The 24,810-nt window shown below is 63.0% G+C and carries 24 protein-coding genes; 14 read left to right on the top strand and 10 right to left on the bottom strand.

The features are described from left to right. Positions 1–4 precede the first annotated feature (4 nt). Genes cobU through HWE17_RS05945 form a run of 6 tightly spaced genes read left to right on the top strand, consistent with a single transcriptional unit; the run spans position 5 to position 5,665 of the window. Positions 5–571 (top strand): bifunctional adenosylcobinamide kinase/adenosylcobinamide-phosphate guanylyltransferase, encoded by a 567-nt coding sequence (gene cobU, locus HWE17_RS05970; protein WP_176388135.1) that lies wholly within the window; start codon positions 5–7, stop codon positions 569–571. Continuing rightward, positions 565–1,518, top strand: a complete 954-nt coding sequence (cbiB, locus tag HWE17_RS05965; RefSeq protein ID WP_176388134.1) for an adenosylcobinamide-phosphate synthase CbiB — start codon at positions 565–567, stop codon at positions 1,516–1,518. The genes cobU and cbiB overlap by 7 nt, the downstream gene beginning before the upstream one ends. Beyond that, entirely contained in the window at positions 1,511–2,497 is a 987-nt protein-coding gene (gene cobD / locus HWE17_RS05960; RefSeq protein ID WP_176388133.1) for a threonine-phosphate decarboxylase CobD, read from the top strand. The genes cbiB and cobD overlap by 8 nt, the downstream gene beginning before the upstream one ends. After that, complete coding sequence (locus tag HWE17_RS05955; protein WP_176388132.1) at positions 2,494–3,396, top strand: cobalamin-binding protein; 903 nt, start codon at positions 2,494–2,496, stop codon at positions 3,394–3,396. The genes cobD and HWE17_RS05955 overlap by 4 nt, the downstream gene beginning before the upstream one ends. Then, a complete protein-coding gene (locus HWE17_RS05950) occupies positions 3,393–4,214 on the top strand; it encodes an ABC transporter substrate-binding protein (protein WP_176388131.1) in 822 nt (273 codons plus the stop codon). Before HWE17_RS05955 ends, HWE17_RS05950 begins: the two co-directional genes overlap by 4 nt. Further along, complete coding sequence (locus HWE17_RS05945; protein WP_176388130.1) at positions 4,211–5,665, top strand: cobyric acid synthase; 1,455 nt, start codon at positions 4,211–4,213, stop codon at positions 5,663–5,665. Before HWE17_RS05950 ends, HWE17_RS05945 begins: the two co-directional genes overlap by 4 nt. Before the next feature lie 66 nt (positions 5,666–5,731). On the opposite strand, the gene HWE17_RS05940 is transcribed toward HWE17_RS05945, so the two are convergent. Together HWE17_RS05940 and HWE17_RS05935 are read right to left on the bottom strand one after the other, a co-directional pair. Then, the gene (locus tag HWE17_RS05940; protein WP_176388129.1) at positions 5,732–6,886 is read right to left on the bottom strand and encodes a hypothetical protein; all 1,155 of its coding nucleotides are present in this window, start codon (positions 6,884–6,886) and stop codon (positions 5,732–5,734) included. Between the two features lie 116 nt (positions 6,887–7,002). Further along, the gene (locus tag HWE17_RS05935) at positions 7,003–7,974 is read right to left on the bottom strand and encodes a helix-turn-helix transcriptional regulator (protein ID WP_176388128.1); all 972 of its coding nucleotides are present in this window, start codon (positions 7,972–7,974) and stop codon (positions 7,003–7,005) included. Between the two features lie 168 nt (positions 7,975–8,142). Between HWE17_RS05935 and HWE17_RS05930 the strand changes: the two genes are divergently transcribed. The 6 genes from HWE17_RS05930 (at position 8,143) to yacG (ending at position 13,554) form a co-directional block, all read left to right on the top strand. After that, positions 8,143–9,615: a DHA2 family efflux MFS transporter permease subunit gene (locus HWE17_RS05930; protein WP_217916705.1), complete on the top strand. Its 1,473-nt coding sequence runs from the start codon at positions 8,143–8,145 to the stop codon at positions 9,613–9,615. Between the two features lie 73 nt (positions 9,616–9,688). Beyond that, entirely contained in the window at positions 9,689–10,885 is a 1,197-nt protein-coding gene (locus HWE17_RS05925; RefSeq protein WP_176388127.1) for a type II secretion system F family protein, read from the top strand. A gap of 107 nt (positions 10,886–10,992) precedes the next feature. Next, on the top strand, positions 10,993–11,862 hold the full coding sequence (locus HWE17_RS05920; protein WP_176388126.1) for an A24 family peptidase: 870 nt from the start codon (positions 10,993–10,995) through the stop codon (positions 11,860–11,862). A 22-nt stretch (positions 11,863–11,884) separates the two neighbouring features. Beyond that, positions 11,885–12,526 carry a dephospho-CoA kinase gene (gene coaE, locus HWE17_RS05915; RefSeq protein WP_176388125.1) on the top strand — a complete coding sequence of 214 codons (642 nt, stop codon included), beginning with the start codon at positions 11,885–11,887 and terminating at the stop codon, positions 12,524–12,526. 62 nt (positions 12,527–12,588) lie between these two features. Beyond that, positions 12,589–13,344 (top strand): cell division protein ZapD, encoded by a 756-nt coding sequence (gene zapD / locus HWE17_RS05910; protein WP_035824877.1) that lies wholly within the window; start codon positions 12,589–12,591, stop codon positions 13,342–13,344. An 18-nt stretch (positions 13,345–13,362) separates the two neighbouring features. Continuing rightward, entirely contained in the window at positions 13,363–13,554 is a 192-nt protein-coding gene (gene yacG, locus HWE17_RS05905; protein WP_034748814.1) for a DNA gyrase inhibitor YacG, read from the top strand. A 23-nt stretch (positions 13,555–13,577) separates the two neighbouring features. On the opposite strand, the gene HWE17_RS05900 is transcribed toward yacG, so the two are convergent. The 6 genes from HWE17_RS05900 to secA form a co-directional block, all read right to left on the bottom strand. Continuing rightward, a complete protein-coding gene (locus tag HWE17_RS05900; RefSeq protein WP_176388124.1) occupies positions 13,578–13,994 on the bottom strand; it encodes a VapC toxin family PIN domain ribonuclease in 417 nt (138 codons plus the stop codon). Positions 13,995–14,006: 12 nt separating this feature from the next. Then, the gene (locus HWE17_RS05895; RefSeq protein WP_035824872.1) at positions 14,007–14,216 is read right to left on the bottom strand and encodes a hypothetical protein; all 210 of its coding nucleotides are present in this window, start codon (positions 14,214–14,216) and stop codon (positions 14,007–14,009) included. Positions 14,217–14,338: 122 nt separating this feature from the next. Next, positions 14,339–14,761, bottom strand: a complete 423-nt coding sequence (locus tag HWE17_RS05890) for an NUDIX domain-containing protein (RefSeq protein WP_099403243.1) — start codon at positions 14,759–14,761, stop codon at positions 14,339–14,341. Then, entirely contained in the window at positions 14,758–15,639 is an 882-nt protein-coding gene (locus tag HWE17_RS05885) for an ATP-binding protein (protein ID WP_176388123.1), read from the bottom strand. Before HWE17_RS05885 ends, HWE17_RS05890 begins: the two co-directional genes overlap by 4 nt. Next, complete coding sequence (gene argJ / locus HWE17_RS05880; RefSeq protein ID WP_176388122.1) at positions 15,636–16,874, bottom strand: bifunctional glutamate N-acetyltransferase/amino-acid acetyltransferase ArgJ; 1,239 nt, start codon at positions 16,872–16,874, stop codon at positions 15,636–15,638. The genes HWE17_RS05885 and argJ overlap by 4 nt, the downstream gene beginning before the upstream one ends. A 155-nt stretch (positions 16,875–17,029) precedes the next feature. Then, positions 17,030–19,798: a preprotein translocase subunit SecA gene (secA, locus tag HWE17_RS05875; protein ID WP_035824866.1), complete on the bottom strand. Its 2,769-nt coding sequence runs from the start codon at positions 19,796–19,798 to the stop codon at positions 17,030–17,032. Positions 19,799–20,065: 267 nt separating this feature from the next. Between secA and HWE17_RS05870 the strand changes: the two genes are divergently transcribed. Next, positions 20,066–20,575 (top strand): DciA family protein, encoded by a 510-nt coding sequence (locus HWE17_RS05870; protein ID WP_034748833.1) that lies wholly within the window; start codon positions 20,066–20,068, stop codon positions 20,573–20,575. Positions 20,576–20,704: 129 nt separating this feature from the next. Here HWE17_RS05870 and lpxC read toward each other — a convergent pair whose 3' ends face one another. Together lpxC and HWE17_RS05860 are read right to left on the bottom strand one after the other, a co-directional pair. Further along, positions 20,705–21,640, bottom strand: coding sequence for a UDP-3-O-acyl-N-acetylglucosamine deacetylase (gene lpxC / locus HWE17_RS05865; protein ID WP_035824864.1), 936 nt, complete (start codon positions 21,638–21,640; stop codon positions 20,705–20,707). Between the two features lie 50 nt (positions 21,641–21,690). Next, positions 21,691–22,533: a DMT family transporter gene (locus HWE17_RS05860; protein WP_176388121.1), complete on the bottom strand. Its 843-nt coding sequence runs from the start codon at positions 22,531–22,533 to the stop codon at positions 21,691–21,693. Positions 22,534–22,836: 303 nt separating this feature from the next. Here HWE17_RS05860 and nosZ point away from each other — a divergent pair, with 303 nt between their 5' ends. After that, the gene (gene nosZ / locus HWE17_RS05855) at positions 22,837–24,750 is read left to right on the top strand and encodes a TAT-dependent nitrous-oxide reductase (protein ID WP_051959385.1); all 1,914 of its coding nucleotides are present in this window, start codon (positions 22,837–22,839) and stop codon (positions 24,748–24,750) included. The last annotated feature ends 60 nt before the right edge of the window (positions 24,751–24,810 follow it).

The raw sequence follows: 24,810 nt of genomic DNA, 5'->3' as shown, positions 1-24,810 counted from the left end.
CGCCATGACGCGCACCCTGGTCTTCGGCGGCGCCCGTTCCGGCAAGAGCGCCTATGCGGAAAAGCTGGCCCGCGAGTCCGGCAAGGAGGTACTCTACCTCGCCACCGCGCAGGCGGGCGATGGCGAGATGGCCACGCGTATCACGCATCACCGTGCGCAGCGCCCGGCCGGGTGGGTGACTATCGAAGAACCGCTGCGCCTGGGCGACGCCATCCTGCGGGAAGCCCGGCCCGGCCGGCTGCTGCTGGTCGACTGCCTGACCCTGTGGCTGACGAACCTGATGTTTTCCAGCGGCGAGACGTATCCGGACGTGGGCGACATCGCCCTGCCCGAACTGTTCCACAGCGAGCGCGCGCACCTGCTGTACGCGCTGGCGGAAATCGAAGACACAGCTTGCGACATTGTGCTGGTATCGAATGAAGTGGGCATGGGCATCGTGCCCTACGGCGCCATTTCGCGCTGCTTCACCGATGAAGCGGGCCGCCTGAACCAGGCCGTGGCGGCCGTGTGCGACAAGGCCGTGTTTGTCGCCGCCGGCTTGCCCCTGTACCTGAAAGGCGGTCCATGCTGAGCGGGCTGTCGCTGCCCATGCTGGCCGCCTTGATGACGGCCGGCGTGCTGCTCGACCTGCTGCTGGGAGAAACGCGCCGCTGGCATCCGCTGGTGGGTTTTGGCCGCTTCGCCAGCGCTCTGGAACGCCTGCTGAACCGGGGCCGTGGGCGTTTGCTGCGCGGTGCGCTGGCGTGGTTGCTGGCCGTGCTGCCCATCAGCTATGCCGCCTACTGGCTGTGCGGCCTGGCCGGCGCCGCCCTCCACGTCTTCTTGCTCTATCTTTGCCTGGGCCTGCGCAGCCTGCGCGACCACAATCAACCGATCGCCGACGCCCTGGCCATCGATGACCTGGACAACGCGCGCCTGCTGACCGCGCGCATCGTCAGCCGCGACACGGCCAATGCGGATGCAGCCAGCCTGGCCAAGGCCAGCACGGAATCCCTGCTGGAAAACGGCAACGACGCCGTCTTTGGCGCCCTGTTCTGGTTTGCCGTGGCGGGCGGCCCAGGCGCCGTGCTGTTCCGCTTGGCAAACACGCTCGACGCCATGTGGGGTTACCGCAACGCACGCTACGACTGGTTCGGCTGCTGCGCCGCGCGCATCGACGACGTCTTGAATTACCTGCCGGCGCGCCTGACGGCCCTGTCGTATGTCATGCTGGGCAAGAATATGGCCGACAAAAAACGCGCCTGGCACTGCTGGCGCACGCAGGCGCCCAACTGGGGCAGCCCGAACGCCGGACCCGTGATGGCCAGCGGCGCCGGCGCCCTGGGCCTGGCTTTGGGCGGCGACGCCATCTACGACGGCGAGCTGGAACGCCGCCCGCCTTTGGGCAGCGGCCGTCCCGCCGAAGCGCGCGACATCGACCGCGCCTGGCGCCTGGTGGCCGAGACGGCCGTGTTGTGGCTGATCTGGATGGCGCTGCTGGCGGGCCTGTTCTACCTGAAGGGGAAATACCTTGCTTGAACATGGCGGCAACCTGCGCGACGCCGCGCGCGAATATGGACGGCCCATCGCCGACTGGATCGACCTGTCGACGGGCATCAACCCACACTGGTATGCAGCGCCAGCACCCGACGCCAACGCCTGGCACCGGCTGCCGGAAGCCGATCCCGCGCTGGCCGCTGCCGCCTGCGCGTACTACGACGCGCCGGCCATGCTGCCGGTCGCCGGCACGCAAGCCGCCATCCAGGCCCTGCCCCGGCTGCGCGCACCGTCGCGCGTGGTGGTGGCCGCGCCGTCGTATGCGGAACACGCGCACCACTGGGGCCAGCATGGTCACGAATTGCGACAAGTGCCGTATGCGCAGCTGGCCGATGCCGTCGACCACTGCGACGTGCTGGTCATCTGCAACCCGAACAACCCCACCGGTGAGCGCATCGCGCCCGCACTGCTGCTGGAATGGGCAGGCAAGCTGGCCGCGCGCGGCGGCTGGCTGGTGGTCGATGAAGCGTTTGGCGACACGGAAGCGCAAGCCAGCCTTGGGCCGCACACAGGCCAGCCGGGCCTGATCGTGCTGCGCTCGGTGGGCAAATTCTTTGGCCTGGCGGGACTGCGCCTGGGTTTTGTCGCCGCCCATCCCGCGCTGCTGGTGCAACTGGCCGACATGCTGGGGCCGTGGAGCGTCAGCGGCCCGGCGCAGCAGGTGGCGTTGGCTGCGCTCACCGACACGCACTGGCAGGAAGCGATGCGCGAACGCCTGCGCGGCGAAGGCGCCCGCTTGCATCAGCTGTTGGCCGCGCACGGCATCGCCAGCAGCGGTACGGCGCTGTTTCAGTGGTGGCCGGAAGCATGCGCCGAAACGTTCTGGCGCCACATGGCGGAAGCAGGCATCTGGGTGCGCCTGTTCCGCCACGCGGCCCACGGCATCCGCCTGGGCCTGCCCCTCGACGAACACGCCTGGCTGCGCCTGCAGCAGGCCCTCACCACATGGAAGCACACATGAAAATCCTGAAAATATCGCTGCTGCTGGCTGGCTTGGTCTCGCTGCAAACACACGCCGCCATCAGCGTGCGCGACGACGACGGTAACACCGTGACCGTGGAAAAGCCGGCGCAGCGGATCCTGGCGCTGGCGCCGCACGTGACGGAGCTGCTGTTCGCGGCCGGTGGCGGCGAAAAGATCGCCGGCGTCGTCAGCTACAGCGACTATCCGGAAGCGGCAAAGAAGATCACGCAAGTGGGCGACAACCGCCAGTACGACATGGAGCGCATCATCGCCATGAAGCCGGACCTGATCGTCGTGTGGATGCATGGCAGCGCCGAACGCCAGATCGCCATGCTGCGCCAGCTGAAGGTGCCGATCTATCACAGCGAACCGCGCAAGCTGGCCGACATCCCCGACAGCATGGAGCGCCTGGGCCAGTTGATGGGCACGGAGAAAACCGCCAAACCGGCAGCCGCCCAGCTGCGCGCCAAACTGGCCAGCTTGACGGCGCAATACGCGCAGCGCCCGCCCGTGCGCGTGTTTTACCAGGTGTGGGACAAACCGCTATATACCTTGAGCGGCGCGAGCATCATCAGCGACTCCATGCGCCTGTGCGGCGGCCAGAATGTGTTCGCCGCGATGAAGGTGGTGGCGCCCGTCGTCACCCCGGAAGGCGTGCTGCAGGAAGACCCGGAAGTCATCTTCGGCACCAGCGAAAAAAGCGATCCGCGCAGCGAAGGCGGCCTGGCCATGTGGCGCGCCTTCCCGTCGATGACGGCCGTGCGCAAAAATAACCTGTTCCGCCTGAATGGCGATTTGCTCAACCGCGCCGGCCCGCGCATGATCGATGGCACGGCCGCCATGTGCGAACAGCTGGAGGTGGCGCGCCAGCGCCGCACCAGCAAGGCGGCGCAATGAGCCACGCTGTGAGTCACTACCAGCGCATCGCCTGTTTGTCGACGGAAGCCGTGGAGACGCTGTATGCGCTGGGCGCGGAAGACACGATCGCGGGCATCTCCGGCTTTACCGTGCGCCCTCTCCGCGCGCGCGAGGAAAAGACCAAAATCAGCGGCTTTTCGTCCACGAACCTGGAACGTATCCTGGCAGTGAAGCCGGACCTCGTGATCGGTTTTTGCGACATGCAGGCCGATATCTGCCGCGACCTGGTCAAGGGCGGCATCGAAGTGCACCAGTTCAACCAGCGCACGGTGGAGGGCATCCTGCGCATGATCGCCGTACTGGCCGCGCTGGTGCAGCGCGAGGCAGCGGGCCAGGCATTGATCGCCAGCCTGCGCGCCGACATCGCCGCCGCCCGCACCCGCGCCGCCGCCTGGGCGCGCAAGCCCGTGATGTACTTTGAAGAGTGGAACGATCCCCTGATGAGCGGTATCGGCTGGGCGGCGGAATTGATCGAGATCGCTGGCGGCACGGACGCCTTCCCGGAATTGTCCGCGCATCCCGGCGCGAAGGAGCGCATCATCGCCGATCCTTTGGCCGTCGTGACGCGCGCGCCCGACATCATCCTCGCCAGCTGGTGCGGCAAGAAGTTCCAGCCGGCGCAGCTGGCGGCACGCACGGGCTGGGATGCGATTCCCGCCGTGAAGAACCAGATGCTGTTCGAAATCAAGTCGCCCGACATCCTGTCACCCGGCCCTGCGGCGATTACCGAAGGGCTGCGCCAGATCAGCGACATCATCGCGCAGTGGCAGGAGAATCAGAAAGAGCAGCAGGCATGAAGAGTCCCTTTCCCGCCCTGATGGTGCAAGGCACGACGTCCGACGCAGGCAAGAGCACCATCGTCGCAGCCCTGTGCCGATTATTGAAACGCCGTGGCGTGACGGTAGCGCCATTCAAGCCGCAAAACATGGCCTTGAATAGCGCCGTGACGAGCGATGGCGGCGAGATCGGCCGCGCGCAAGCACTGCAGGCGCTGGCCTGCGGCATCGCACCCCACACGGACATGAATCCGGTGCTCTTGAAACCGTCATCGAACACGGGTGCGCAAGTGATCATCCACGGCAAGGTGCGCGCCGAGATGGATGCGCGCGACTACCAGCAATATAAAACCATCGCCATGGGCGCCGTACTGGAATCGTACGCGCGCTTGCGCCAGCAGTACGACGCCGTCGTTGTCGAAGGCGCGGGCAGCCCGGCAGAAGTGAACCTGCGCGCGCGCGACATCGCCAACATGGGCTTCGCCGAAGCCGTCGACTGCCCCGTTATTTTAGTGGCCGACATCGACCGTGGCGGCGTCTTCGCACACATCATCGGCACCCTGGCGTGCCTGTCCGACAGCGAGCGGGCGCGCATCGCCGGCTTCGTCATCAACCGCTTCCGCGGCGACATCTCGCTGCTTACGCCCGGCATCGAGTGGCTCGAACAGCAGACGGGCAAACCCGTGCTGGCCGTGCTGCCCTATCTGCACGGCCTGTTTCTCGACGCGGAGGACGCCGTCGAAGCGATGCAGGCCGAACGGGGCGCCTTCAAGGTGGTGGTGCCGCAACTGCCGCGCATCAGCAACCACACGGACTTCGACGCGCTGCGCGCCCACCCCGAGGTCGACCTGCAATTCATCCAGCAAGGGCAGCCGATTCCAGCGGCCGACATGGTGATCCTGCCTGGCAGTAAAAACACGCGCGGCGACCTGGCCTGGCTGCAGCAGCAAGGCTGGCCCGCCTATCTGGCGAAACACCTGCGCTACGGCGGCAAGGTGCTGGGCATCTGCGGCGGCTTCCAGATGCTGGGGCAAAGCGTGCGCGATCCGCTGGGCGTGGAAGGCGCGGTAGGAGAGTCAACGGCGCTGGGATTGCTGGACATGGTGACGGAACTGACAAGCGAAAAACGCCTGGAACAGGTGAGCGGCCGCTGCGCGTTTGCCGGCGCGGCCGATGCGGCCGTGGCAGGCTATGAAATCCACATGGGACTTTCGCATGGCGCGGCGCTGGCGCAGCCGGCCTTTGTCATCGATGGGCGGCCGGAGGGCGCCGTGTCGGGCGACGGGCAAATCCTCGGCAGCTATTTGCACGGCATGTTCGACACGCCCGCCGCGTGTTCCGCGCTGCTGCGCTGGGCCGAGCTGGACTCCGGCCACACGGTGGACACCGCCGCTCTGCGCGAGGCCAGCCTGGAGCGGATTGCCGACGCGGCGATGCCGTTGATGGATGCGCTGGAACGGCTGCCACGCTGATGGTGGTGTCGGGTTACGCCGTACCGGCTAACCCGACCTACTCACACAGGCACGTGGCAGCACCCCTTAATTTTTCAGGCACGTGCCCATATACGAGCGGTCGGTCGAGAATTCGACCGCCATGCTCGACGACACCGGCATGAACATCGAATAATCCGCCGGCACGTCGGCGGGATCCTTGAACACGGCGATGCCATCGAAATCGACGGCCTGCGCGCCCAGGCCCAGCTTGTTGACGGTGATGGTTTCGGCGTGCGTCTTGCCAGCGGTGTTGTTGGTGATGGTGGCGATGCTGCCGGCCACGACGATCTTCGCGCTGATGCCCGGCGCCGCACAGGCGTAACTGCCGGCGATTTCGGTGCCGATCTTTTGCTGTTTGGCCGCCACGATGGTGCCCACGCGCAGCACGTTCTGCTGGTTGCGGCTGTAGCGGTCGATGAACAGCGCCAGCCCACGGTCGCCCGCGTGCACGTGCACGATGCCGAAGTCCTGGTCACCCTGGCGGGCGACGAGCAAGCCATTCTTCGCATCCTTGACCAGGGTCAGGCTGGCGTTTTCCGCTTCCAGCTGCGGCGATACCGCGGAACACACGCCTTGCGCATTGAACACGCCGCCATTGCACAGTTGCGCGCTGCCATCGGCCGCCACCTTGAGACTGCCTTTCGGATTGAAACGGTCGCCGCCGTTCGAGGCATTGCGCATGGCGCCCAGGAAAATATAGCTGCCGGCCAGCTTGGCCACGTCCGTGACGGCATAGCCGCTGCCGCTGACATTGGAATTCATGTTGCCCAGTTTCACAGTCCCTGTCAGCAAGCGCGTGCGCGCGTCGACACTCAGGCTCAGGTCGGTGCCGGCATAGGTCGTGATACTGCCGGTAGTGGTGGCGCTGAACGTGCCGCTGCGGTCGACCAGGCCGAACTGCGTCGACAGCACCTTGACGTTGAAGGTTTTTTTGGCGCTGTCGAACGTGATGCGCCACGTGTCGCCGATATCGGCGGCCACGTCATACACGCTTTCATCGGCGCTGGCGCCGGCGATGACGCTCAGGCCAGCCTGCTTGGCCACGGCTTCCGATGCCACCGTCACGCTGTCGGCGGGAACGACGGGAGGCGTGACCACGACGGGCGGTGTGACGGGTGCTTCCGGCGTGCCGCCATCGCTGCCGCCACCGCATGCGGACAGGGCCGCGCCAAACAAAACGATCGAAATTGCATTCTTCATCAGTGACCTTCCAGGATTGCGGGACAAATTGCGAATGACACAGGACTCGCAACGACAACGCTCATGCTAGATCCGCCTGGAAGTTATTACTATAGGACAATTGTTCTATGGACTTTCTACGGCAACATCTCGGTCAGCACAGTCAGCGCCGCCGCCAGCGCCGTCTTGTTGCCGACATCGAGCTTGGCATATACGCTGTGCAACTGATTCCTGACGGTGGCCGGCGATACCCCTTGTTGCCGGGCAATATCCTTGTAACTGAGGCCGGTGGCCGCCAGGCGCGCCACAGCGCTTTCGACGCCGGTCAGCGACCGCCCCGCCGGGCGCTGCGCCAGCTGGATATACAGGTAGCCGCCCAGTTCCGTCACTTGCGCCACCAGGGTTTTGCCCGTGTAGCGGCCGAGGCCGGGGCGCCGCAATTCTGCAACAAAGTCCGCCGGCAACATGGGCGGGTCCCATTCGGGCCACTCCCGCTGCAGCATGTCGGCGGCAATCGGCTCCATATATTGCAGGCAGCCGTTCAGGCTGGCCAGCAGGCGCACACTGCCAGGTGACGGCTGCGTATCCGTTGCCAGGAACAAACGGCTGTTGATCGCCTGCGCCTGGGTCAGGTGCGGCAACAGCAGGTTACCGAGCTCAGTCTCGGCAGCGGAATAGGCGCGTTCCGGCCCTGCCCGCCACAAGGCAATCAAGTCCAGGTTGGCATGGTGGGTGGCCGGTGAAATCAGCACCATGCTGTGGGCAATCGCATACTTCCTGCAGTAGGCATGCAAGTCCAGGTAGCGCCGATCGATCTCGGCCGACGCCATCGTCACGCAGCGGCCGCGCGAACGGCAGGCATCGGCCAGGATCGTGTCCGGGCTGACGAGCGCCTTGCGGTCCGCCAGTTTCTCTATCGGTTGCTGATACATGTGCAGGCTGTGCAGCGAAATCGCCATGTCAGGAGAAAAAGAGGCGGCGATGATGGCGGCGGAATCGAAGGAAAGCGCCTGCCTCAGCATGTCGAGCGCCTGTCCCTGGAACTCGCCCGTCGTGCATTCCTGCGCACTGCCATACAGATTCAGGATCAGGTGATTCAATTCTCTCATCGTACCGAGTCCGTTTTCATCCAGGAATGGCGGCATTGTGCTGCGCGGCAAGAGGCATGTCAACATAGCAATTATGGCCAAGCAGAGGGCACGGACGGCACGCCTGCGCCATTTATGTGACAATTCGTCGTACTGTCGGCTCCGTTTTTCCTCCTCAGGCTCGCATCCATGACCAGTTCCCCGATTAAAAGCTACCTTCCCTGGGTGGTCGCCACCGCCCTGTTCATGGAGCAACTCGACTCCACCATCGTCAACACCGCCATCCCCGCCATGGCTGCCAGCCTGAACGTGACGCCGCTGAGCCTGAAGGCCGTCGTCACCAGCTACATCCTGAGCCTGGCCGTGTGCATTCCCATCAGCGGCTGGATGGCCGACCGCTTCGGCACACGGCGCGTGTTTTCCGCCGCCGTTGCCATCTTTACCATCGCCTCCATCCTGTGCGGCCTGTCCGTGAATGCGCCCATGCTGGTGGCCGCGCGCCTGCTGCAAGGGGTAGGCGCGGCCATGATGATGCCGGTGGGCAGGCTCACCATCATCCGCACCTTTCCCAAGTCGCAACTGCTGGCGGCCATGAATTTCGTCATCATCCCCGCCCTGATTGGCCCCCTGCTGGGCCCCACGGTGGGCGGGCTGATCGTGCACTGGCTGTCGTGGCGCGAGATTTTCTTCGTTAACGTGCCCGTCGGCCTGGTGGCGCTGTACCTGGCGCACCGCTACATGCCCGATTATTACGGCGACAAGCCCCGTCCGCTGGACCTGATCGGCCTGGTGCTGTTCGGCACGGGCATCGCGCTGCTGTCGTGGCTGCTGGAAATCTTTGGCGAGCACCGCATCGACGGCACCTCGTTTGCCGTGCTGCTGTTCATTTCCATCAGCCTGCTGGCCGCGTATGCCTGGCATTCGAGCGAAGTGCTGCACCCGCTGCTGCGCCTGACCCTGTTCAAGATCCGCACCTTCCGCGTCTCCGTCGTGGGCGGCTTCGTCACGCGCCTGGGCGTGGGCGGCCTGCCCTTCCTCTTGCCGCTGCTGTACCAGCTGGGCCTGGGCTTGCCCGCCTGGCAATCGGGCTTGCTGATGATGCCGTCGGCCGCGGCCGCCATGGGCATGAAATTCATTTCCGCGCGCGTGCTGGCACGCTTCGGCTATCGCCAGGTACTGATCGTCAACACCGTGCTGATCGGCGTCACCATCGCCATGTTTTCACAGGTAAGCGTGGGCACGCCCCTGTACGTGATCGTCGCCATCAGCCTGTGCATGGGCTTTTTCAATTCGCTGCAGTTTTCCAGCATGAACACCATCGCGTATGCCGACGTCGACAAGAGCGATTCGAGCATGGCCAGCACCATCGCCAGCTCGATGCAGCAACTGTCGATGAGCTTTGGCCTCGCCTTCGGTTCGCTGATCACGGGCTGGTACCTGGGCGACATGCCGCAGTCGGACCGCGCCATGCTCAGCACGGCCCTGCACCATACTTTCCTGACCCTGGCCGCGCTGACGGTGCTGTCTTCGCTGACCTTCTGGACCTTGCGCCGCGACGATGGCGAAAGCATCAGCAAGGGCACGGACAGCGACGAGGACGATGCGGCCGACGTGAAGGCCCAGGCCGTTGTCCAGACGGAAGTGCAAACCACGAAAGGCTGAGCCACATCAAGCTTGCCGCCAGCGCCGCTGGCGCTTTGGCTTGCCACTGCTACCGTGACGGCAGGAGGTGCACATGGCGGCCGAGCGGCGCTTTGCGTGGAAGGGCACGGACCGCCATGGCAAGGCGGTCGATGGCGTCTTGCGCGCCGCCGACGCCAGCGCAGCCAAGGCCGCACTACGCCGCCAGGGCATCCTCGCCAAGCGGGTGCAGGCTGCGCGCAGCGCGCCCGGCAAAGCCATCACGCGCAAGGATATCGCCCTGTTCACGCGCCAGTTGTCGACCATGATGGCGGCCGGCGTGCCGCTGCTGCACGCCTTCGACATCGCCGGCAAGGGCCACGCCAAACCGGCCGTCACCGAGCTGATGCGCGACTTGCGCCACGACATCGAAGCGGGCAGCAGCCTGCAGCAGGCATTTCGCCAGTTTCCTCTGCTGTTTGACGAGCTGTACTGCAACCTGCTGGCGGCCGGCGAACAGGCGGGCATCGTGCAGGAATTGCTGGCGCGCCTGGCCACGCACCAGGAAAAAGCCATCACCCTGCGGCGGCAAGTGCGCGGCGCGCTGATGTATCCGCTCGTCATCGTACTCGTCGCCATCCTTGTCACGGCCATCATCATGAGCGTGGTCGTGCCCGCGTTCCGCCAGGTCTTCGACAGCTTCGGCGCACCGTTGCCGCTGCCTACCCTAATCGTCATGGGCGTGTCCGCCTTTGTTGTCCGCTACTGGCTGGCCTTGCTGGCGGCGCTCGTGCTCGCTTGCCTGCTGCTGCACCTGGCCTGGCGCCGCTGGCCCGCCTTGCGGCGCGACACGCAGCTGCGGGCGCTGCGCCTGCCCGTCTTCGGTCCGCTCTTGCGCAAGGCGGCAATCGCCCGCTGGACGCGCACCCTGGCGGCCATGTTCTCCGCCGGCGTGCCGCTGCTCGACTCGCTCGGCCTGGTGGGCGCCGCCTCCGGCCACCCGCTGTACCAGGAAGCGACGACGCGCATCGAACGCGAAATCCGCGCCGGCGGCAGCCTGGCCCTGGCCATGGAACACAGCGCCGTGTTTCCCCCGCTGCTGACGCAGCTGGCCCTGATCGGTGAGGAATCGGGCGCACTGGACGCCATGCTGTCGCGCGCGGCCGACATCATCGAGGCCGACATCGACGCCACCGTGGCCACCCTTTCCACGCTGCTGGAGCCGGCGCTGATGGTCGTGCTGGGCGTGCTCGTCGGTTCCCTCGTGATCGCTCTGTATTTGCCGATTTTCAAGCTGGGGGCGGTGATTTGACCATACACCCTGCGCAAAACGTCCCCATGCATCGGCAGATGTTTTACACTGCGGCAGTGCCAGGCAATGTTTGCGCGGCAACACTCATCACCTCAGACTAGTCCACCATGCTGCAAGATACCCTGCTGTTCGCCGCGCCCGGCAATCTGCCCGTCGCCCTCGTCGCCGCCCTGTTCGGCCTGATCGTCGGCAGTTTCCTCAACGTGGTGATCCACCGCGTGCCGAAAATGATGCAGCGCGAATCCGATAATTACGTGGCGGAAGAAAGCGGCTTGCCCTTGCCGCACACGGACCGCTACAACCTGATGCTGCCGCATTCGAACTGCACCGCTTGCGGCCACCGCATCACGGCCATGGAAAACATTCCCGTCCTCAGTTACCTGCTGCTGCGCGGCAAGTGCAGCGCGTGCAAGTCGCCCATCTCTGTGCGCTACCCCATGGTGGAAGTGCTGACGGGGGCCCTGTCGGCCCTGTTGATCTGGCACTTCGGCAGCGGCTGGACCGGTCTTGCCACACTCGTGTTTGCCTGGCTGCTGATCGCCATGACTTTCATCGATGCAGATACGCAAATGCTGCCCGATGACCTCACCTTCCCCCTGCTGTGGGCCGGCTTGCTGGTCAATATCAACGGCACTTTCGTGCCGCTGCAAGAGGCCGTCATCGGCGCGGTCGCCGGCTACCTGGCCCTGTGGGGCGTGTACTGGGCCTTCAAGCTGGCGACAGGCAAGGAGGGAATGGGCTATGGTGACTTCAAATTGCTGGCCGCGCTCGGTGCGTGGCTGGGCTGGACCATGCTGCCGACGATCATCCTGTTGTCGTCGCTGGTGGGCGCCGTGGTCGGCATCGGCCTGATCGTGTTCGCCAAGCGGGGACGCGACAAGCCGATTCCGTTCGGCCCCTACCTGGCCGCCGCAGGTCTCATCGCCCTGCTGTACCGCACGCCCCTGTCACAACTGACGCTGGGCCTGGCCGGCTGATGGCCTTCCTTTGGAAACATACATGCACATACAAAACTATTTCAGCGTCGGTCTCACCGGCGGCATCGGTTGCGGCAAAAGCACGGTGGCCGACATGTTCGCCGCGCGCGGCGCTTCCATCGTCGACACCGACCAGATCGCGCACAGCCTGACGGCGCCAAACGGTGCGGCCATGCCGGCCCTGGTGGCGGAGTTCGGCGCCGACTATGCGGACGCGCGCGGCGCCCTCGACCGTACCAAAATGCGCAACCTCGTGTTTTCCGACGCCGCCGCCAAGGCGAAACTGGAAGCCATCCTGCACCCGCGCATTCGCCAGGCTACCCTGGCCGCGGCCGAAGCAGCGACGGGCAGCTACGTGATCTTTGCCGTGCCCCTGCTGGTCGAGTCGGGCGGCTGGGTGGAGCGGGTCAACCGGGTGCTGGTCATCGATTGCCTGGAAAGCCTGCAAGTGTCGCGCGTGATGGCGCGCAATGGCTTATCGGAAGAACAAGTCAAAGCCATCATGGCCACGCAGGCAACGCGCGCCATGCGCCTGGCGGCGGCGGACGACGTGATCGACAACAATGGCGATTTGGCGTCCCTGGAACCGCAGATTGCCCAGTTGCACGATTTATATCTGGCATTTTCAAAAAGAATGGCCGGAATGGCCCCGCAACGTTTGTAATTTGTCGACGCTTGGTTCAAAATCACGGGATTGTTTGCAGGTCCTTACTTAAGGGAATTATTTTGATTGTCTACGAATACCCTTTCAACGAACGCATACGTACCTTGTTGCGGCTGGAAGACCTGTACGACAAATTCAAGTTCTTCATCCAGCAAGAGCATGCAATGCAGCACCATGTTGCCTTGGCAACTATTTTCGATATGCTCGAAGTGGCCGGCCGCGCCGACCTGAAGTCCGACCTGCTGCAGGAACTCGAGCGCCAGCGCCAAAGCCTGCTCGGTTACCGCAGCAATCCGAATGTGGAGCCGGAAACCCTCGATGCCATCTTGGCCGAACTCGACAGTGTCAGCGGCGCCCTGGTGGCGGCGCAAGGCAAGACGGGCCAGAATATCCGCGACAATGAATGGCTGATGAGCATCCGCGGCCGCACCATCATCCCGGGCGGCGCCTGCGAATTCGACTTGCCGTCGTATTTTGCCTGGCAAAAACGCAGCTCGGAACAGCGCCTGACCGATATCCACGCGTGGTTCGCCCCGCTGGCGCCGCTGTTCGATGCGCTGGCTCTCGTATTGCGCCTGCTGCGCGATTCCGGCGGACCCGTTAAACTGATCGCCAATGGCGGCAGCTACCAGCAGATGCTGCAAGGCAAGGTGTACCAGATGCTGCGCCTGAGCCTGGATGAAAACAGCGGCGCCATCCCGGAAATTTCCGCCAACAAATACATGCTGTGGGTACGCTTCACCACCCAAGGCGGCGACTTGAAACCCAAGCCGCTGGAAGAAGATGTCCCGTTCGAGCTCACGCTCTGTAATTTTTAACTGTTACTTATTTGCCCCATCATGACCGTCGTTAACTGCCCAACCTGTGCCGCCAAAGTCGAATGGACTGAAGCCAACAAATTCCGCCCCTTCTGCTCGGAACGCTGCAAGCAGATCGACCTGGGTGCCTGGGCCGAAGAGAAATACACGATCCCCGCCGCCGACCCGTTTGAAGATCCTCTCGCGGACGAAGACAACAAGCCGCAGTAAGCCGTAATAAGCCACGATAAGCTTCAAATAAACGGATTTTCCAGGCGCAGCCCCTGCGCCGCGAAACTGTCGAGCCTGCCGCTGACCACCGTCAAGCCATAGGCGATGCCCATCGCCGCGATCTGCCTATCGACGCCGTGCGCGTGGCCACGGCCATGCAGGCGCGCGCACACGAGCGCGCAATCGAGGTCGAATTCCAGCAAACGGGGCGCATATTCCGCCAGCACGGCTTCCAGCCAGCCTTCCAGCGCCAGTGCTTCCAGCGCCGCCTCGCGCCGCCAGCTGTACTGTATCCCTGCGCGCAATTGTGCAATCACTTGCACCGGCACATAGCGCATCTCCGGCGCCACCCGCTCGAAAAAACCGGCCACGCCTGCCGGCACGGCGCTGCCCTTGCGCGCAGCAACGATCACATCGGCATCGAGCAGATAGCCGGGCATCAGCGTGGCAATTCAGGAGCGGCGCTCGAAATCCGCATCCAGCCCCACGTCGGGCATGCTGCGCAAAATATCGTCGAGCGGGCGCTTCGGCAGGGGACGCAAGGCGCTGCGCAGGATGTCGCGGTGCTCGTCTTCGATGCTGCGCCCATGCGCGCGGGCACGCTTGTGCAAGGCGGCGATCAGCAATTCATCGGTATCGGTAAAGGTCAGTGTCAGCGGCATGCGAGACTCCCCGGTGCGTGATGAAAGCACTGTAGCGCAAAGCGCGCGCGATACAAGGAAAGTAAGAGGAAAGCTTGCGCCAGCACGCAGCATGCTGCTGCCCGCTGGCACAAGTGTGGGGATCAGGCGGGCACGAGGGATTCCCGGCGTACCTCATCTAACCATTCCAGCAGGGGAATGGTGGCCGGCAGCAGGGGTTCCACGCCGACCGTGCCCTGCCAGGCGAACGCCTGCCCTTCCAGGCTTTGCGGCTCGCCCCGCCATTCGCGGCTGATGTAGAAATGCAGGCGCACATGGGCGTGGGGATACACATATTCGACGCCGCACCAGGCTTCGGCACTGTCGATATGCAGCCCCAGCTCCTCGACAAACTCGCGTTTCAAGGCATCAAAAATGGCTTCGCCCGCTTCGACTTTACCGCCAGGGAACTCCCAATAGCCGTCATATGGCTTGCCAGCCGGGCGCTGGCCCAGCAGAACGTCGCCATTCGGCTTCATCAGGATGCCGACGGCGACGTCCACCGGTTTGATTTTCACGTCGCTCATTGCGGCATCTTTCCCGCAGGAAGTTTCCCCGCATAATCGCGCGCGAATTGCCAAGCGACACGGCCCGAACGCGAACCGCGCTGCAAGGCCCAGCGCAGGGCATCGCCGCGCGCTTGCGTGATCTGTTCCTGGGTGCAGCCGAACGAAGCGAGCCAGTGCGCCGCGATATCGAGGTAATCGTCCTGCTTGAACGGGTAGAACGACAGCCACAGGCCGAAGCGCTCGGACAGCGAGATTTTCTCTTCCACCGTCTCACCTGGATGCAGATCGCCATCATCGTCCGTCTTGTAGCTGCTGTTGTCCGACATCCGTTCCGGCATCAGGTGACGGCGGTTCGACGTGGCGTAGATCAGCACATTGTCCGATTGCGCGGCGATGCTGCCGTCGAGCGCCACTTTCAGCGCCTTGTAGCCGCTCTCGCCTTCTTCAAACGACAGGTCGTCGCAAAAGATGATGAAACGCTCGGAGCGCGCCGCCACCAGGTCGACGATGTCGGGCAAGTCGGCCAGGTCGGCCTTGTCGACTTCGATCAGGCGCAAGCCCTGGTCGGCGAACTGGTTCAGACAAGCCTTGATCAAGGAGGACTTGCCCGTGCCGCGCGCGCCCGTCAGCAGCACATTGTTGGCCGGACGGTTACTGACGAACTGGCGCGTGTTCTGCTCGATCTGCGCCTTTTGCGTGCCGATATTGTGCAAGTCATCCAACGCGATGTTCGACACGTGGGCCACGGCCTGCAAATAAGGCAGCGCGCCCTGGCGCCGGCGCCAGCGGAAGGCAAAGCTGTTCCAGTCGGTGGCCGGCAAGGCCGGCGGCAAGATCGACTCGAGGCGCGCCAGCACCCGCTCGGCGCGGATCAGGAATTGATCGAGACTGGTCATGAGCGGTAGTCGGCGTTGATCGACACGTAGTCATGCGACAGATCGCACGTCCACAGGGTGGCCGTGGCATCGCCGCGCGCCAGCTTGACGCGGATGGTGATTTCGCTTTGCTGCATCACGCGCTGGCCATCCTGCTCCTGGTAGTCGGGGTTGCGGCCGCCGTTCTTGGCCACCCACACGTCGTCCAGGTACAGATTCAGCTGGCCCACGTCCAGGTCGTCCACGCCCGCGTAGCCTATGGCGGCCAGGATACGGCCCAGGTTCGGGTCGGAGGCAAAGAAAGCCGTCTTCACCAGCGGCGAATGGGCGATGGAATAGGCGATCTTGCGGCATTCTTCCACGTTGCGGCCGTCTTCCACCGTGACCGTCATGAATTTGGTCGCGCCTTCGCCGTCGCGCACGATGGCTTGTGCGAGAAAAGTAGACAGTTCGGTGACGGCCGCCGCCAGTGCCGCGTAGTGCGGCGAATCGATGGAATCGATCACCAGGCTGCCGGCGCCCGTGGCCACCAGCATGAACGAGTCATTGGTGGAGGTGTCGCCGTCGATGGTGATGCAGTTGAACGACTTGTCGGCTGTCTGCTTCACCAGCTGGTCCAGCACCGGTTGCGCCACGGTGGCATCGAACGCCAGGAAACCGAGCATGGTGGCCATGTTCGGCTTGATCATGCCGGCGCCCTTGCTGATGCCCGTCAGGGTCACCGCGTGGCCACCGATGGTGACCGTGCGCGAACCGGCTTTCGGCTGCGTGTCGGTGGTCATGATGGCTTCGGCGGCCGAGAACCAGTTGTCCGACGTCAGCGCGGCCACGGCTTGCGGCAAGCCGGCGACCAGGCGCTGGACCGGCAAAGGTTCGAGGATCACACCCGTGGAAAACGGCAGGATTTGCTGCGGCGTGCAGCCCAGCAGCTCGGCCAGCGCGGCGCAGCTGGCCTGCGCGTCGGCCAGGCCCGATTCGCCCGTGCCCGCATTCGCGTTGCCCGTATTGACCAGCAGCGCGCGGATAGGCGCGGCGCCGGCCGTCACTGCCGCCAGGTTGGCTTTCGAAATTTGCACGGGCGCGGCGCAAAAGCGGTTCAAGGTGAACACGCCGGCCACGGTGGCCGTCGGCGCCAGTTTCAATACCAGCAAATCCTTGCGATTGGGTTTCTTGATGCCGGCTTCGGCAACACCGATTTCAATGCCGGCGACGGCTTTCAAGTCGGCGGCGACGGGCTTGGGAGAATTGACGGCCATGGTGAGTTCTTCTGCGAGGGAAAATGGAAGCGCTATTGTAGCGCCTTCGCGGCGCCGGTGAACATGCGTGCCGACAGATGCGCGCGCGTCAATTGAAACGGCATAAAAAAACGGAGACCGCGGTCTCCGTTTTTGCTCAAGCTGTCAAACCGGCTTTACGCCAATTTTCCATGACAAGCTTTGTACTTCTTGCCGCTGCCGCAAGGGCATGGGTCGTTACGGCCCACTTTGACGCCCATGCTCACGCTCATGTCGTCGACGTTGTCCATGTTGCCGCCGGCCACAGGCGCCAGCAGTTCTTCCGGCGCCGCGTTCGGGTCGAATTCAGCGTGCTGGTAGTGCACGTTTTCCACGTGCGACTGCTGCATCGCCTGTTCGGCCGCATCGACTTCTTCACGCGACTGGATGCGTACCGTCATCACGTGTTTCGTGACGTCGTTCTTGATCATGTCGAGCATCTGGCCAAACAGTTCAAACGCTTCACGCTTGTATTCCTGTTTCGGGTTCTTCTGCGCATAACCGCGCAGATGAATACCCTGGCGCAGGTGATCGAGCGCCGCCAGGTGTTCGCGCCAGTGGCTGTCCACGCTTTGCAGCATGACATTGCGTTCGAAGCCGCCAAACGATTCCTTGCCGACGATGTCGATCTTCGACTGGTACACGGCGTCGGCCGCGGCCAGCACTTTGTCCAGGATCTCTTCGTCCGTCAGGGTCGCATCGGCTTCCAGCATTTGCTGCAGCGGCAAGTCGAGCTGCCATTCGCCGGCCAGGGTGTTTTCCAGGCCCTTGATATCCCACTGCTCTTCCACCGATTCATGCGGCACGTACTCGTGCACCAGGTCGGTGAACACGCCATGGCGCAGGGAAGCGATCATGTCCGAGATATCGGTCGTTTCCAGCAGCTCGTTACGCTGCTGGTAGATGACCTTGCGCTGGTCGTTGGCGACGTCATCGTATTCCAGCAATTGCTTGCGGATGTCGAAGTTACGCGCTTCGACCTTGCGCTGGGCCGATTCGATCGAACGCGAGACGATGCCTGCCTCGATCGGTTCGCCTTCCGGCATTTTCAGGCGATCCATCACGGCGCGCACGCGGTCGCCGGCGAAGATGCGCAGCAGCGCGTCGTCGAGCGACAGGTAGAAACGCGACGAACCCGGATCACCCTGGCGGCCGGCACGGCCACGCAGCTGATTGTCGACGCGGCGCGATTCGTGGCGCTCGGTGCCGATGATGTGCAAGCCGCCCGCATTGACCACGTGGTCGTGCAGCGATTGCCATTCATCGCGCAAGGTCTGCGACTGGGCTGCCTTGTCGGCGTCGCTCAGTTCAGCATTGGCTTCGATGAACTTGATCTGGTTTTCGACGTTACCGCCCAGCACGATGTCCGTACCGCGACCGGCCATGTTGGTGGCGATGGTGATGGCTTTCGGACGGCCTGCCTGGGCGATGATTTCCGCTTCGCGCGCATGCTGCTTCGCGTTCAGCACGTTGTGCGGCAAATTGGCCTTGGTCAGGATGCCCGACAGCAGTTCCGAGTTCTCGATCGAGGTCGTACCGACCAGCACGGGCTGGCCGCGCTCGTAGCAGTCGCGGATGTCGTTCAACATCGCGTTGTATTTTTCCGCCGACGATTTGTAGACCTGATCCTGGCGGTCCTTGCGCTGCAGCGGACGGTTTTGCGGGATCACGACCGTTTCCAGGCCGTAGATTTCCTGGAATTCGTACGCTTCGGTATCGGCCGTACCGGTCATGCCGGCCAGCTTGGCGTACATGCGGAAGTAGTTCTGGAAGGTGATCGAGGCCAGCGTCTGGTTCTCGTTCTGGATCTTGACGCCTTCTTTCGCTTCGACGGCCTGGTGCAAGCCATCGGACCAGCGGCGGCCCGTCATCAGACGGCCCGTGAATTCATCGACGATCACCACTTCATTGTTCTGCACCACATAGTGCTGATCCTTGAAGTACAGCGCATGCGCGCGCAGGGCCGCATACAGGTGGTGCACCAGGGTGATGTTGGCCGAATCGTACAGCGAAGCGCCTTCCGGCAGCAGGCCCATTTCCATCAGGATGCCTTCCGCCTTTTCGTGGCCCGCTTCCGTCAGCAGCACCTGGTGCGCTTTTTCATCCTTGGTGTAGTCGCCCGGCACGTCAACCTTGCCCTTGCCGTCCGGCGTTTCTTCGCCGATCTGCAAAGTCAGGCGCGCAGGCACTTCATTGATCTTGTGATACAGGTCGGTATGGTTCTCGGCCTGGCCCGAAATGATCAATGGCGTACGCGCCTCATCGATCAGGATCGAGTCGACTTCATCGACGATGCCGAAGTTCAGGCTGCGCTGCACGCGTTCGCGCGCTTCGTAGACCATGTTGTCGCGCAAGAAATCGAAACCGAATTCATTGTTGGTGCCATACGTGATGTCGGAGTTGTACGCCTGCTGCTTGGCGCTGTGCTCCATCTGCGACATGTTCACGCCAGTCGACAGGCCCAGCCATGCATACAGACGGCCCATGGTCTCGGCATCGCGCTGCGCCAGGTAATCATTGACGGTGACGATATGCACGCCCTTGCCCGACAGGGCATTCAGGTAGGCTGGCAAAGTTGCCATCAGGGTCTTGCCCTCGCCCGTGCCCATCTCCGCGATCTTACCGAAATGCAAGACCATGCCGCCGATCATCTGCACATCGAAGTGGCGCATGCGCAGGACGCGCTTGCTGGCCTCGCGGCAGACGGCAAATGCTTCCGGCAACAAGGCATCGAGCGATTCGCCAGCGGCGATGCGTTCCTTGAAGGCAGGCGTCTTCGCTTGCAGCTCGGCATCCGACAGCTTTTCGATGGCCGGCTCGAGCGCATTGATCTCGCGTACCGTTTTTTGGTATTGCTTGAGCAGCCGCTGGTTGCGGCTACCGAAAATCTGGGTCAGTAATGACATGCTTGAATTCTTGAAAAAACGCCGTTAAAAAAAGCTCGGTAGGGAACAACGAGGGAGTAATCGCGTCACCGCACGGAGTTCGACTATGGCAAAAGACGATGATTTTATCATGCGTTCCCGACATGGTTGGGGTAATGCGCCATATAACAATAGCTTAATGACAAACAAATGGCAGAAATTGCGGACATTTTCCATACTGTAAGGCAATACGGCCCGCCCGCCGCCGCCGCACTCGTCATGCGCGGGCGAGTGTGCTATGTTTCGGCCATGCGAACTCCCACTTATTCTCCGGCGCCGCGCCGCGGCTACGGCTTTGCCCGTTCAGGCCCGGCCGTCACGGGCGCAACCGATTTTCTGCGCGGCAACGCGACGATGGCATCGCTGATGCCCACCGTCACGCGCCTGGCCGCCTTGCAAAAGGATTGCGCCAAGGCCTTGCCGGCCATGTTCGAGCATTGCGACATCCTGCAATTCGAAGGCGGCCAACTGGTGCTGGCCACACCGAACGCGGCGCTGGCGGCCAAGCTCAAGCAGCAATTGCCGAAGTTGCAAGGGGAACTGGAAAGAAAGGGCTGGCAGATTTCAGGCATCAAGCTGAAAGTGCAAGTCATCAAGAGCATCGCGCCCATCGTGCATACGCGGGCGCTGGTCTTGCCGGAAAAAGCCATGTCGGCCCTGGAAGAGCTGAGCACGGCCCTGCCCGCGTCGAAGCAGAACGAGCAATTGATCGCGGCGCTGCGCAATATGGTCCGCCACCACCGCGAACCAAAGGACTGAGAATAACGGCGCTAAATTAACGCATATCGCGTAGGTCGGATTAGGCCCTTCGGGCCGTAATCCGACAACACCACGATCAGTGCCAACATGGTTGTCGGATTACGCGGGGCGTCGCCCCGCTCATCCGACCTAGGTCAGCGACCACTCACGCTCCATCTGGCGTAAGTAGGATTGCGGCGCCGCCTCGTTGGTGGCGAACGACACGATTTCATACGCTTCCGGCTGTTCCAGCAGCGCCAGCAGCAGCTGGTTGTTCAGCGCGTGGCCCGACTTGTGCGCCGTGTAGTACGCCAGCAAGGGGTGGCCCACCAGGTACAGGTCGCCGATGGCGTCGAGGATCTTGTGGCGCACGAACTCGTCTTCATAGCGCAAGCCGTCCGCGTTCAGGATGCGGTACTCGTCCATGACGATGGCGTTTTCCAGCGAACCGCCACGGGCCAGGCCCATGCCGCGCAAGCTTTCCACGTCCTGCATGAAACCAAAGGTGCGTGCGCGGGCCACATCGTGCACGTACGACACGTCGCCGAAATCGACCGAGGCGCGCTGCATCGTGCCATCGACGGCCGGATGATTGAATTCGATGAAGAAATCGAGCTTGAAGCCGTCGTACGGCGACAGGCGCGCCCATTTCTCCGCGTCGCCCTTGCCGTGACGCACTTCCACGGGCTTGACGACCTTGATGAATTTCTTCGCCGCCTGCTGCTCTTCCACGCCAGCCTGCTGCAGCAGGTAGACGAAGGACGAGGCGGAACCGTCCATGATGGGAATTTCTTCCGCATTCACGTCGATAACCATATTGTCGACGCCCAGGCCGGCCGCAGCCGACATCAGATGTTCCACGGTAGAAACCCTGGCGCCATCCTTGATCAGCACGGAAGCCATGCGCGTGTCGCCCACGGCCATGGCGCTGGCGGGGAACTCGACGATGGGATCGAGGTCGATGCGGCGAAACACGATGCCCGTGTCGATCGCGGCAGGACGCAGGATCAGCTCGACCTTGGTGCCGGAGTGCAAACCGACACCGATGGTGCGGACCTGTTGTTTGATGGTGCGTTGTTTTAACATCTGTCGATTATATCCAGTTGCGGCGTGGAATGCTGACCGGCAAAGAAATGCTAGGGATGCTCACTTTCCACATGCACGGCCTCGCGCCGCACCAGGTAGATGCCGCTGGCGATAATGATCGCCGCGCCAAGCAAGGTATAGCGATCCGGCAGCGCCTGCCACAGCAGCCAGTCTATCGCCACGCCCCAGGCCAGCGCCGTGTACTCGAACGGCGCCACGATTGACGCCTTGCCGGTGCTGAAGGCCTTGGTGATCGCCAACTGCCCGAAGAAGCCCGACAGCGCCAGCACCATCAAGATTGAGCCATGTTCGGCACGCACAGGCACCCAGATATTCCACGCCAGCGTTACGGCGCCAACCGACATCAGCGTCAGCAGCCAGAACATCATCGCCTCGGTGCTGTCGGTGCGCGCCAGCACGCGCGCGCTGATGGCCGACACGGCGTAGCAGGCAGCTGCCACCAGAATCGCCAGCCCGCCCAGCGACAGGAAGCCGGTGCCTTCGGGGCGCAGCACCACCAGCACGCCCAGCAGGCCGACGCCAATCGCCACCCACTGCCCGCGGCCCACGTGCTCCTTCAGCACCCACACCGACAGCGCCGTGATCAAAGCCGGCGCGATAAAAAAGATCGAATATGCCTCGGCCAGCGACAGCGACTTCAGCCCGAAGGCAAAGGTGGTCAGCATGGCGATGCCGAGTGCGGCGCGCAACAGGTGCATAGGCCAGCGTATGCGCAAGATGCCCTTGAACGCACCGCGGTACAGCATGTAGCCGCACAGCAGTGGCAACGAACTGAGCGAGCGCATCGCCGTGACCTGCGTGGCGGGATAATGGGCAGACAGCAGCTTCATGGCGGTATCCATGCACGAGAACATGGCGACCGCAATCAGCATCGCATAGATGCTGTGCAGATTTTCTTGACGAGAAGACAGGGAAAGCTCCTTGACGACAGGCCCGGGGCGGACCACTGGGAACGTCATTATGGCGACGTCCGGAGCCAGCACAGCGGAGGCGCTGCCGGGATTGATTATAGCAAGCCGGCCAGCTCATCAGGGGCGACGACGAAAACAGTGCCTGGATCAAGTACCGCCGCAATCGCGGCGGCGGTGCCTGAAATGCTTGATCCACATCATCGTTTTTTTAAAAGATGTATGTAAAATGTCTGTTTATAATTTTGCAACGATGGAGAACGAGAGATGGACAGCAAGAAGATGGATACCACCAACGACACGCCGTCGAGCCGCCGCGGCTTTCTCGGCAAGAGCGCCGCACTGGGTCTGGCAGGCGTCACGCTGGGCCTGGCCGGCTGCAAGGAGGAAGCTGCCGCCGGCGGCAAGAGCGCTGCCGCACCGGCCGCACACCACGGCACCGAGATCGCGCCGGGCCAGCTGGACGACTACTATGCTTTCATCAGTTCCGGCCATTCGGGCGAAGCGCGGGTGCTCGGCCTGCCTTCCGGGCGCACGCTCAAGCGCATCCCGGTGTTCAACGTCGATTGCATGGTCGGCTGGGGTATTACCAATGAATCGAAAGCCATCATCGGCACCAAGCCCGACGGCACGCTGAAATACATCACCGGCGACACCCACCACGTCCACGGCAGCTACAAGAACGGCACGTATGACGGCCGCTGGCTGTTCATCAACGACAAGCTGCATTCACGCGTGGCGCGCATCCGCATGGACACCATGGAATGCGACAAGATCACCGAACTGCCGAATGTGGCCGGCTTCCACGGCCTGTTCCCTGACAAGCGCGATCCGGTCGACCAGAAGATTGACTACACCACCCGCGTGTTCTGCGGCGCCGAATTCCATATCCCGCTGCCGAACGACGGCCGCGACCTGGACAATCCGGACAAGTGGGGTGCGTTGTTCAGCTGCGTCAGCGCAGAGACCATGGAAGTGATGTGGCAGGTGCGCGTTGACGGCAATATGGATCTGTGCGCCACCTCGTACGACGGCAAGCTGGCCGCCTGCAACCAGTACAACGTGGAAAACGCCGCCGACCTGAACGGCATGATGGCGGCCGAGCGCGATGCCTGCGTGTTCCTGCATATCGAACGCGTCGAGGCCCTGGTCAAGGCAGGCAAGTTCACCACCATCGGCAGTTCCAAGGTCCCCGTGGTCGATGGCCGCAAGGCTGCCAATGCCGATCCGAAAAGCGCGATCTCGCTGTACGTCCCGGTCAGCAAGAACCCGCATGGCGTCAACGCCAGCCCGGACGGAAAATACTTCGTCTGCTCCGGCAAGCTGTCGCCGACCGCCACCGTGATTGAATTGAGCAAGGTGCTGCAGTGGTTCGACGGTAACGTCAAGGATCCGCGCGACACCGTGGTGGCCGAACCGGAAATCGGCCTCGGCCCGCTGCACACCGCCTTCGACGGCAGGGGCAACGCCTATACCTCGCTGTTCCTCGACAGCCAAGCCGTCAAATGGAATGTGGATGCAGCCATTGCCCAGTTCAAGGGCGACAAAAACGCCAAGGTCATCATCGAGAAGCTGGACGTGCACTACCAGCCGGGCCATAACTACTCATCGATGGGTGAGACCAGGGAAGCTGACGGCAAATACCTCAACTCCGGCAACAAGTTCTCCAAGGACCGCTTCCTGCCAGTCGGCCCGCTGCATCCTGAAACCGAACAGTTGGTCGACATCAGCGGCGCCAGCATGAAGCTGATAGCCGATCACACTGCCTACCCGGAACCGCACGATGGCATTATCGTGCGCCGCGACGTGGTCAAGACGCGCCAGATCCACACCATGACCGACTTCCCGAATGCCGTCACGCCGGAAAACGCCGGCATCGAGCGCAAGGGCAACAAGGTGCATGTGCGTCTGATGTCGCAAGCGCCGGCGTTCAGCATGCCGGTCATCAAGGTCAAAAAAGGCGATGAAGTCACGCTCACCCTGACCAACTACGACAAGGTCGAAGATTTGACCCACGGTTGCGCCATCCCGACCTACAACATCAACTTTATCGTCAATCCGCAGGAAACCAAGTCGGTCACTTTCAAGGCCGATCACGCCGGTGCGTTCTGGTTGTATTGCACGCACTTCTGCCACGCCCTGCATCTGGAAATGCGTAGCCGTTTCCTGGTTGAAGCCTGAGTTGTCCCGCAAGTCCATGCCGGCTGATGCGTCAGCCGGCATGGCATATTCTCATGACGA

Source organism: Janthinobacterium sp. BJB401, from assembly GCF_013372745.1.
GTDB classification, from domain to species: Bacteria; Pseudomonadota; Gammaproteobacteria; order Burkholderiales; family Burkholderiaceae_D; genus Janthinobacterium; species Janthinobacterium rivuli.
This window is presented reverse-complemented; position numbering and strand designations above follow the sequence as displayed.

Bases quoted from the DNA above. Each gene is read 5' to 3' on its own strand.
- lpxC (WP_035824864.1), bottom strand. From the start codon at position 21,640: ATGTTAAAACAACGCACCATCAAACAACAGGTCCGCACCATCGGTGTC.
- HWE17_RS05935 (WP_176388128.1), bottom strand. From the start codon at position 7,974: ATGAGAGAATTGAATCACCTGATCCTGAATCTGTATGGCAGTGCGCAG.
- cobU (WP_176388135.1), top strand. From the start codon at position 5: ATGACGCGCACCCTGGTCTTCGGCGGCGCCCGTTCCGGCAAGAGCGCC.
- HWE17_RS05930 (WP_217916705.1), top strand. From the start codon at position 8,143: ATGACCAGTTCCCCGATTAAAAGCTACCTTCCCTGGGTGGTCGCCACC.
- coaE (WP_176388125.1), top strand. From the start codon at position 11,885: ATGCACATACAAAACTATTTCAGCGTCGGTCTCACCGGCGGCATCGGT.
- HWE17_RS05860 (WP_176388121.1), bottom strand. From the start codon at position 22,533: ATGCTGATTGCGGTCGCCATGTTCTCGTGCATGGATACCGCCATGAAG.
- HWE17_RS05900 (WP_176388124.1), bottom strand. From the start codon at position 13,994: ATGCCCGGCTATCTGCTCGATGCCGATGTGATCGTTGCTGCGCGCAAG.
- HWE17_RS05920 (WP_176388126.1), top strand. From the start codon at position 10,993: ATGCTGCAAGATACCCTGCTGTTCGCCGCGCCCGGCAATCTGCCCGTC.
- argJ (WP_176388122.1), bottom strand. From the start codon at position 16,874: ATGGCCGTCAATTCTCCCAAGCCCGTCGCCGCCGACTTGAAAGCCGTC.
- HWE17_RS05895 (WP_035824872.1), bottom strand. From the start codon at position 14,216: ATGCCGCTGACACTGACCTTTACCGATACCGATGAATTGCTGATCGCC.
- HWE17_RS05945 (WP_176388130.1), top strand. From the start codon at position 4,211: ATGAAGAGTCCCTTTCCCGCCCTGATGGTGCAAGGCACGACGTCCGAC.
- HWE17_RS05940 (WP_176388129.1), bottom strand. From the start codon at position 6,886: ATGAAGAATGCAATTTCGATCGTTTTGTTTGGCGCGGCCCTGTCCGCA.
- HWE17_RS05885 (WP_176388123.1), bottom strand. From the start codon at position 15,639: ATGACCAGTCTCGATCAATTCCTGATCCGCGCCGAGCGGGTGCTGGCG.
- cbiB (WP_176388134.1), top strand. From the start codon at position 565: ATGCTGAGCGGGCTGTCGCTGCCCATGCTGGCCGCCTTGATGACGGCC.
- HWE17_RS05890 (WP_099403243.1), bottom strand. From the start codon at position 14,761: ATGAGCGACGTGAAAATCAAACCGGTGGACGTCGCCGTCGGCATCCTG.
- HWE17_RS05925 (WP_176388127.1), top strand. From the start codon at position 9,689: ATGGCGGCCGAGCGGCGCTTTGCGTGGAAGGGCACGGACCGCCATGGC.
- secA (WP_035824866.1), bottom strand. From the start codon at position 19,798: ATGTCATTACTGACCCAGATTTTCGGTAGCCGCAACCAGCGGCTGCTC.
- HWE17_RS05870 (WP_034748833.1), top strand. From the start codon at position 20,066: ATGCGAACTCCCACTTATTCTCCGGCGCCGCGCCGCGGCTACGGCTTT.
- HWE17_RS05955 (WP_176388132.1), top strand. From the start codon at position 2,494: ATGAAAATCCTGAAAATATCGCTGCTGCTGGCTGGCTTGGTCTCGCTG.
- HWE17_RS05950 (WP_176388131.1), top strand. From the start codon at position 3,393: ATGAGCCACGCTGTGAGTCACTACCAGCGCATCGCCTGTTTGTCGACG.
- nosZ (WP_051959385.1), top strand. From the start codon at position 22,837: ATGGACAGCAAGAAGATGGATACCACCAACGACACGCCGTCGAGCCGC.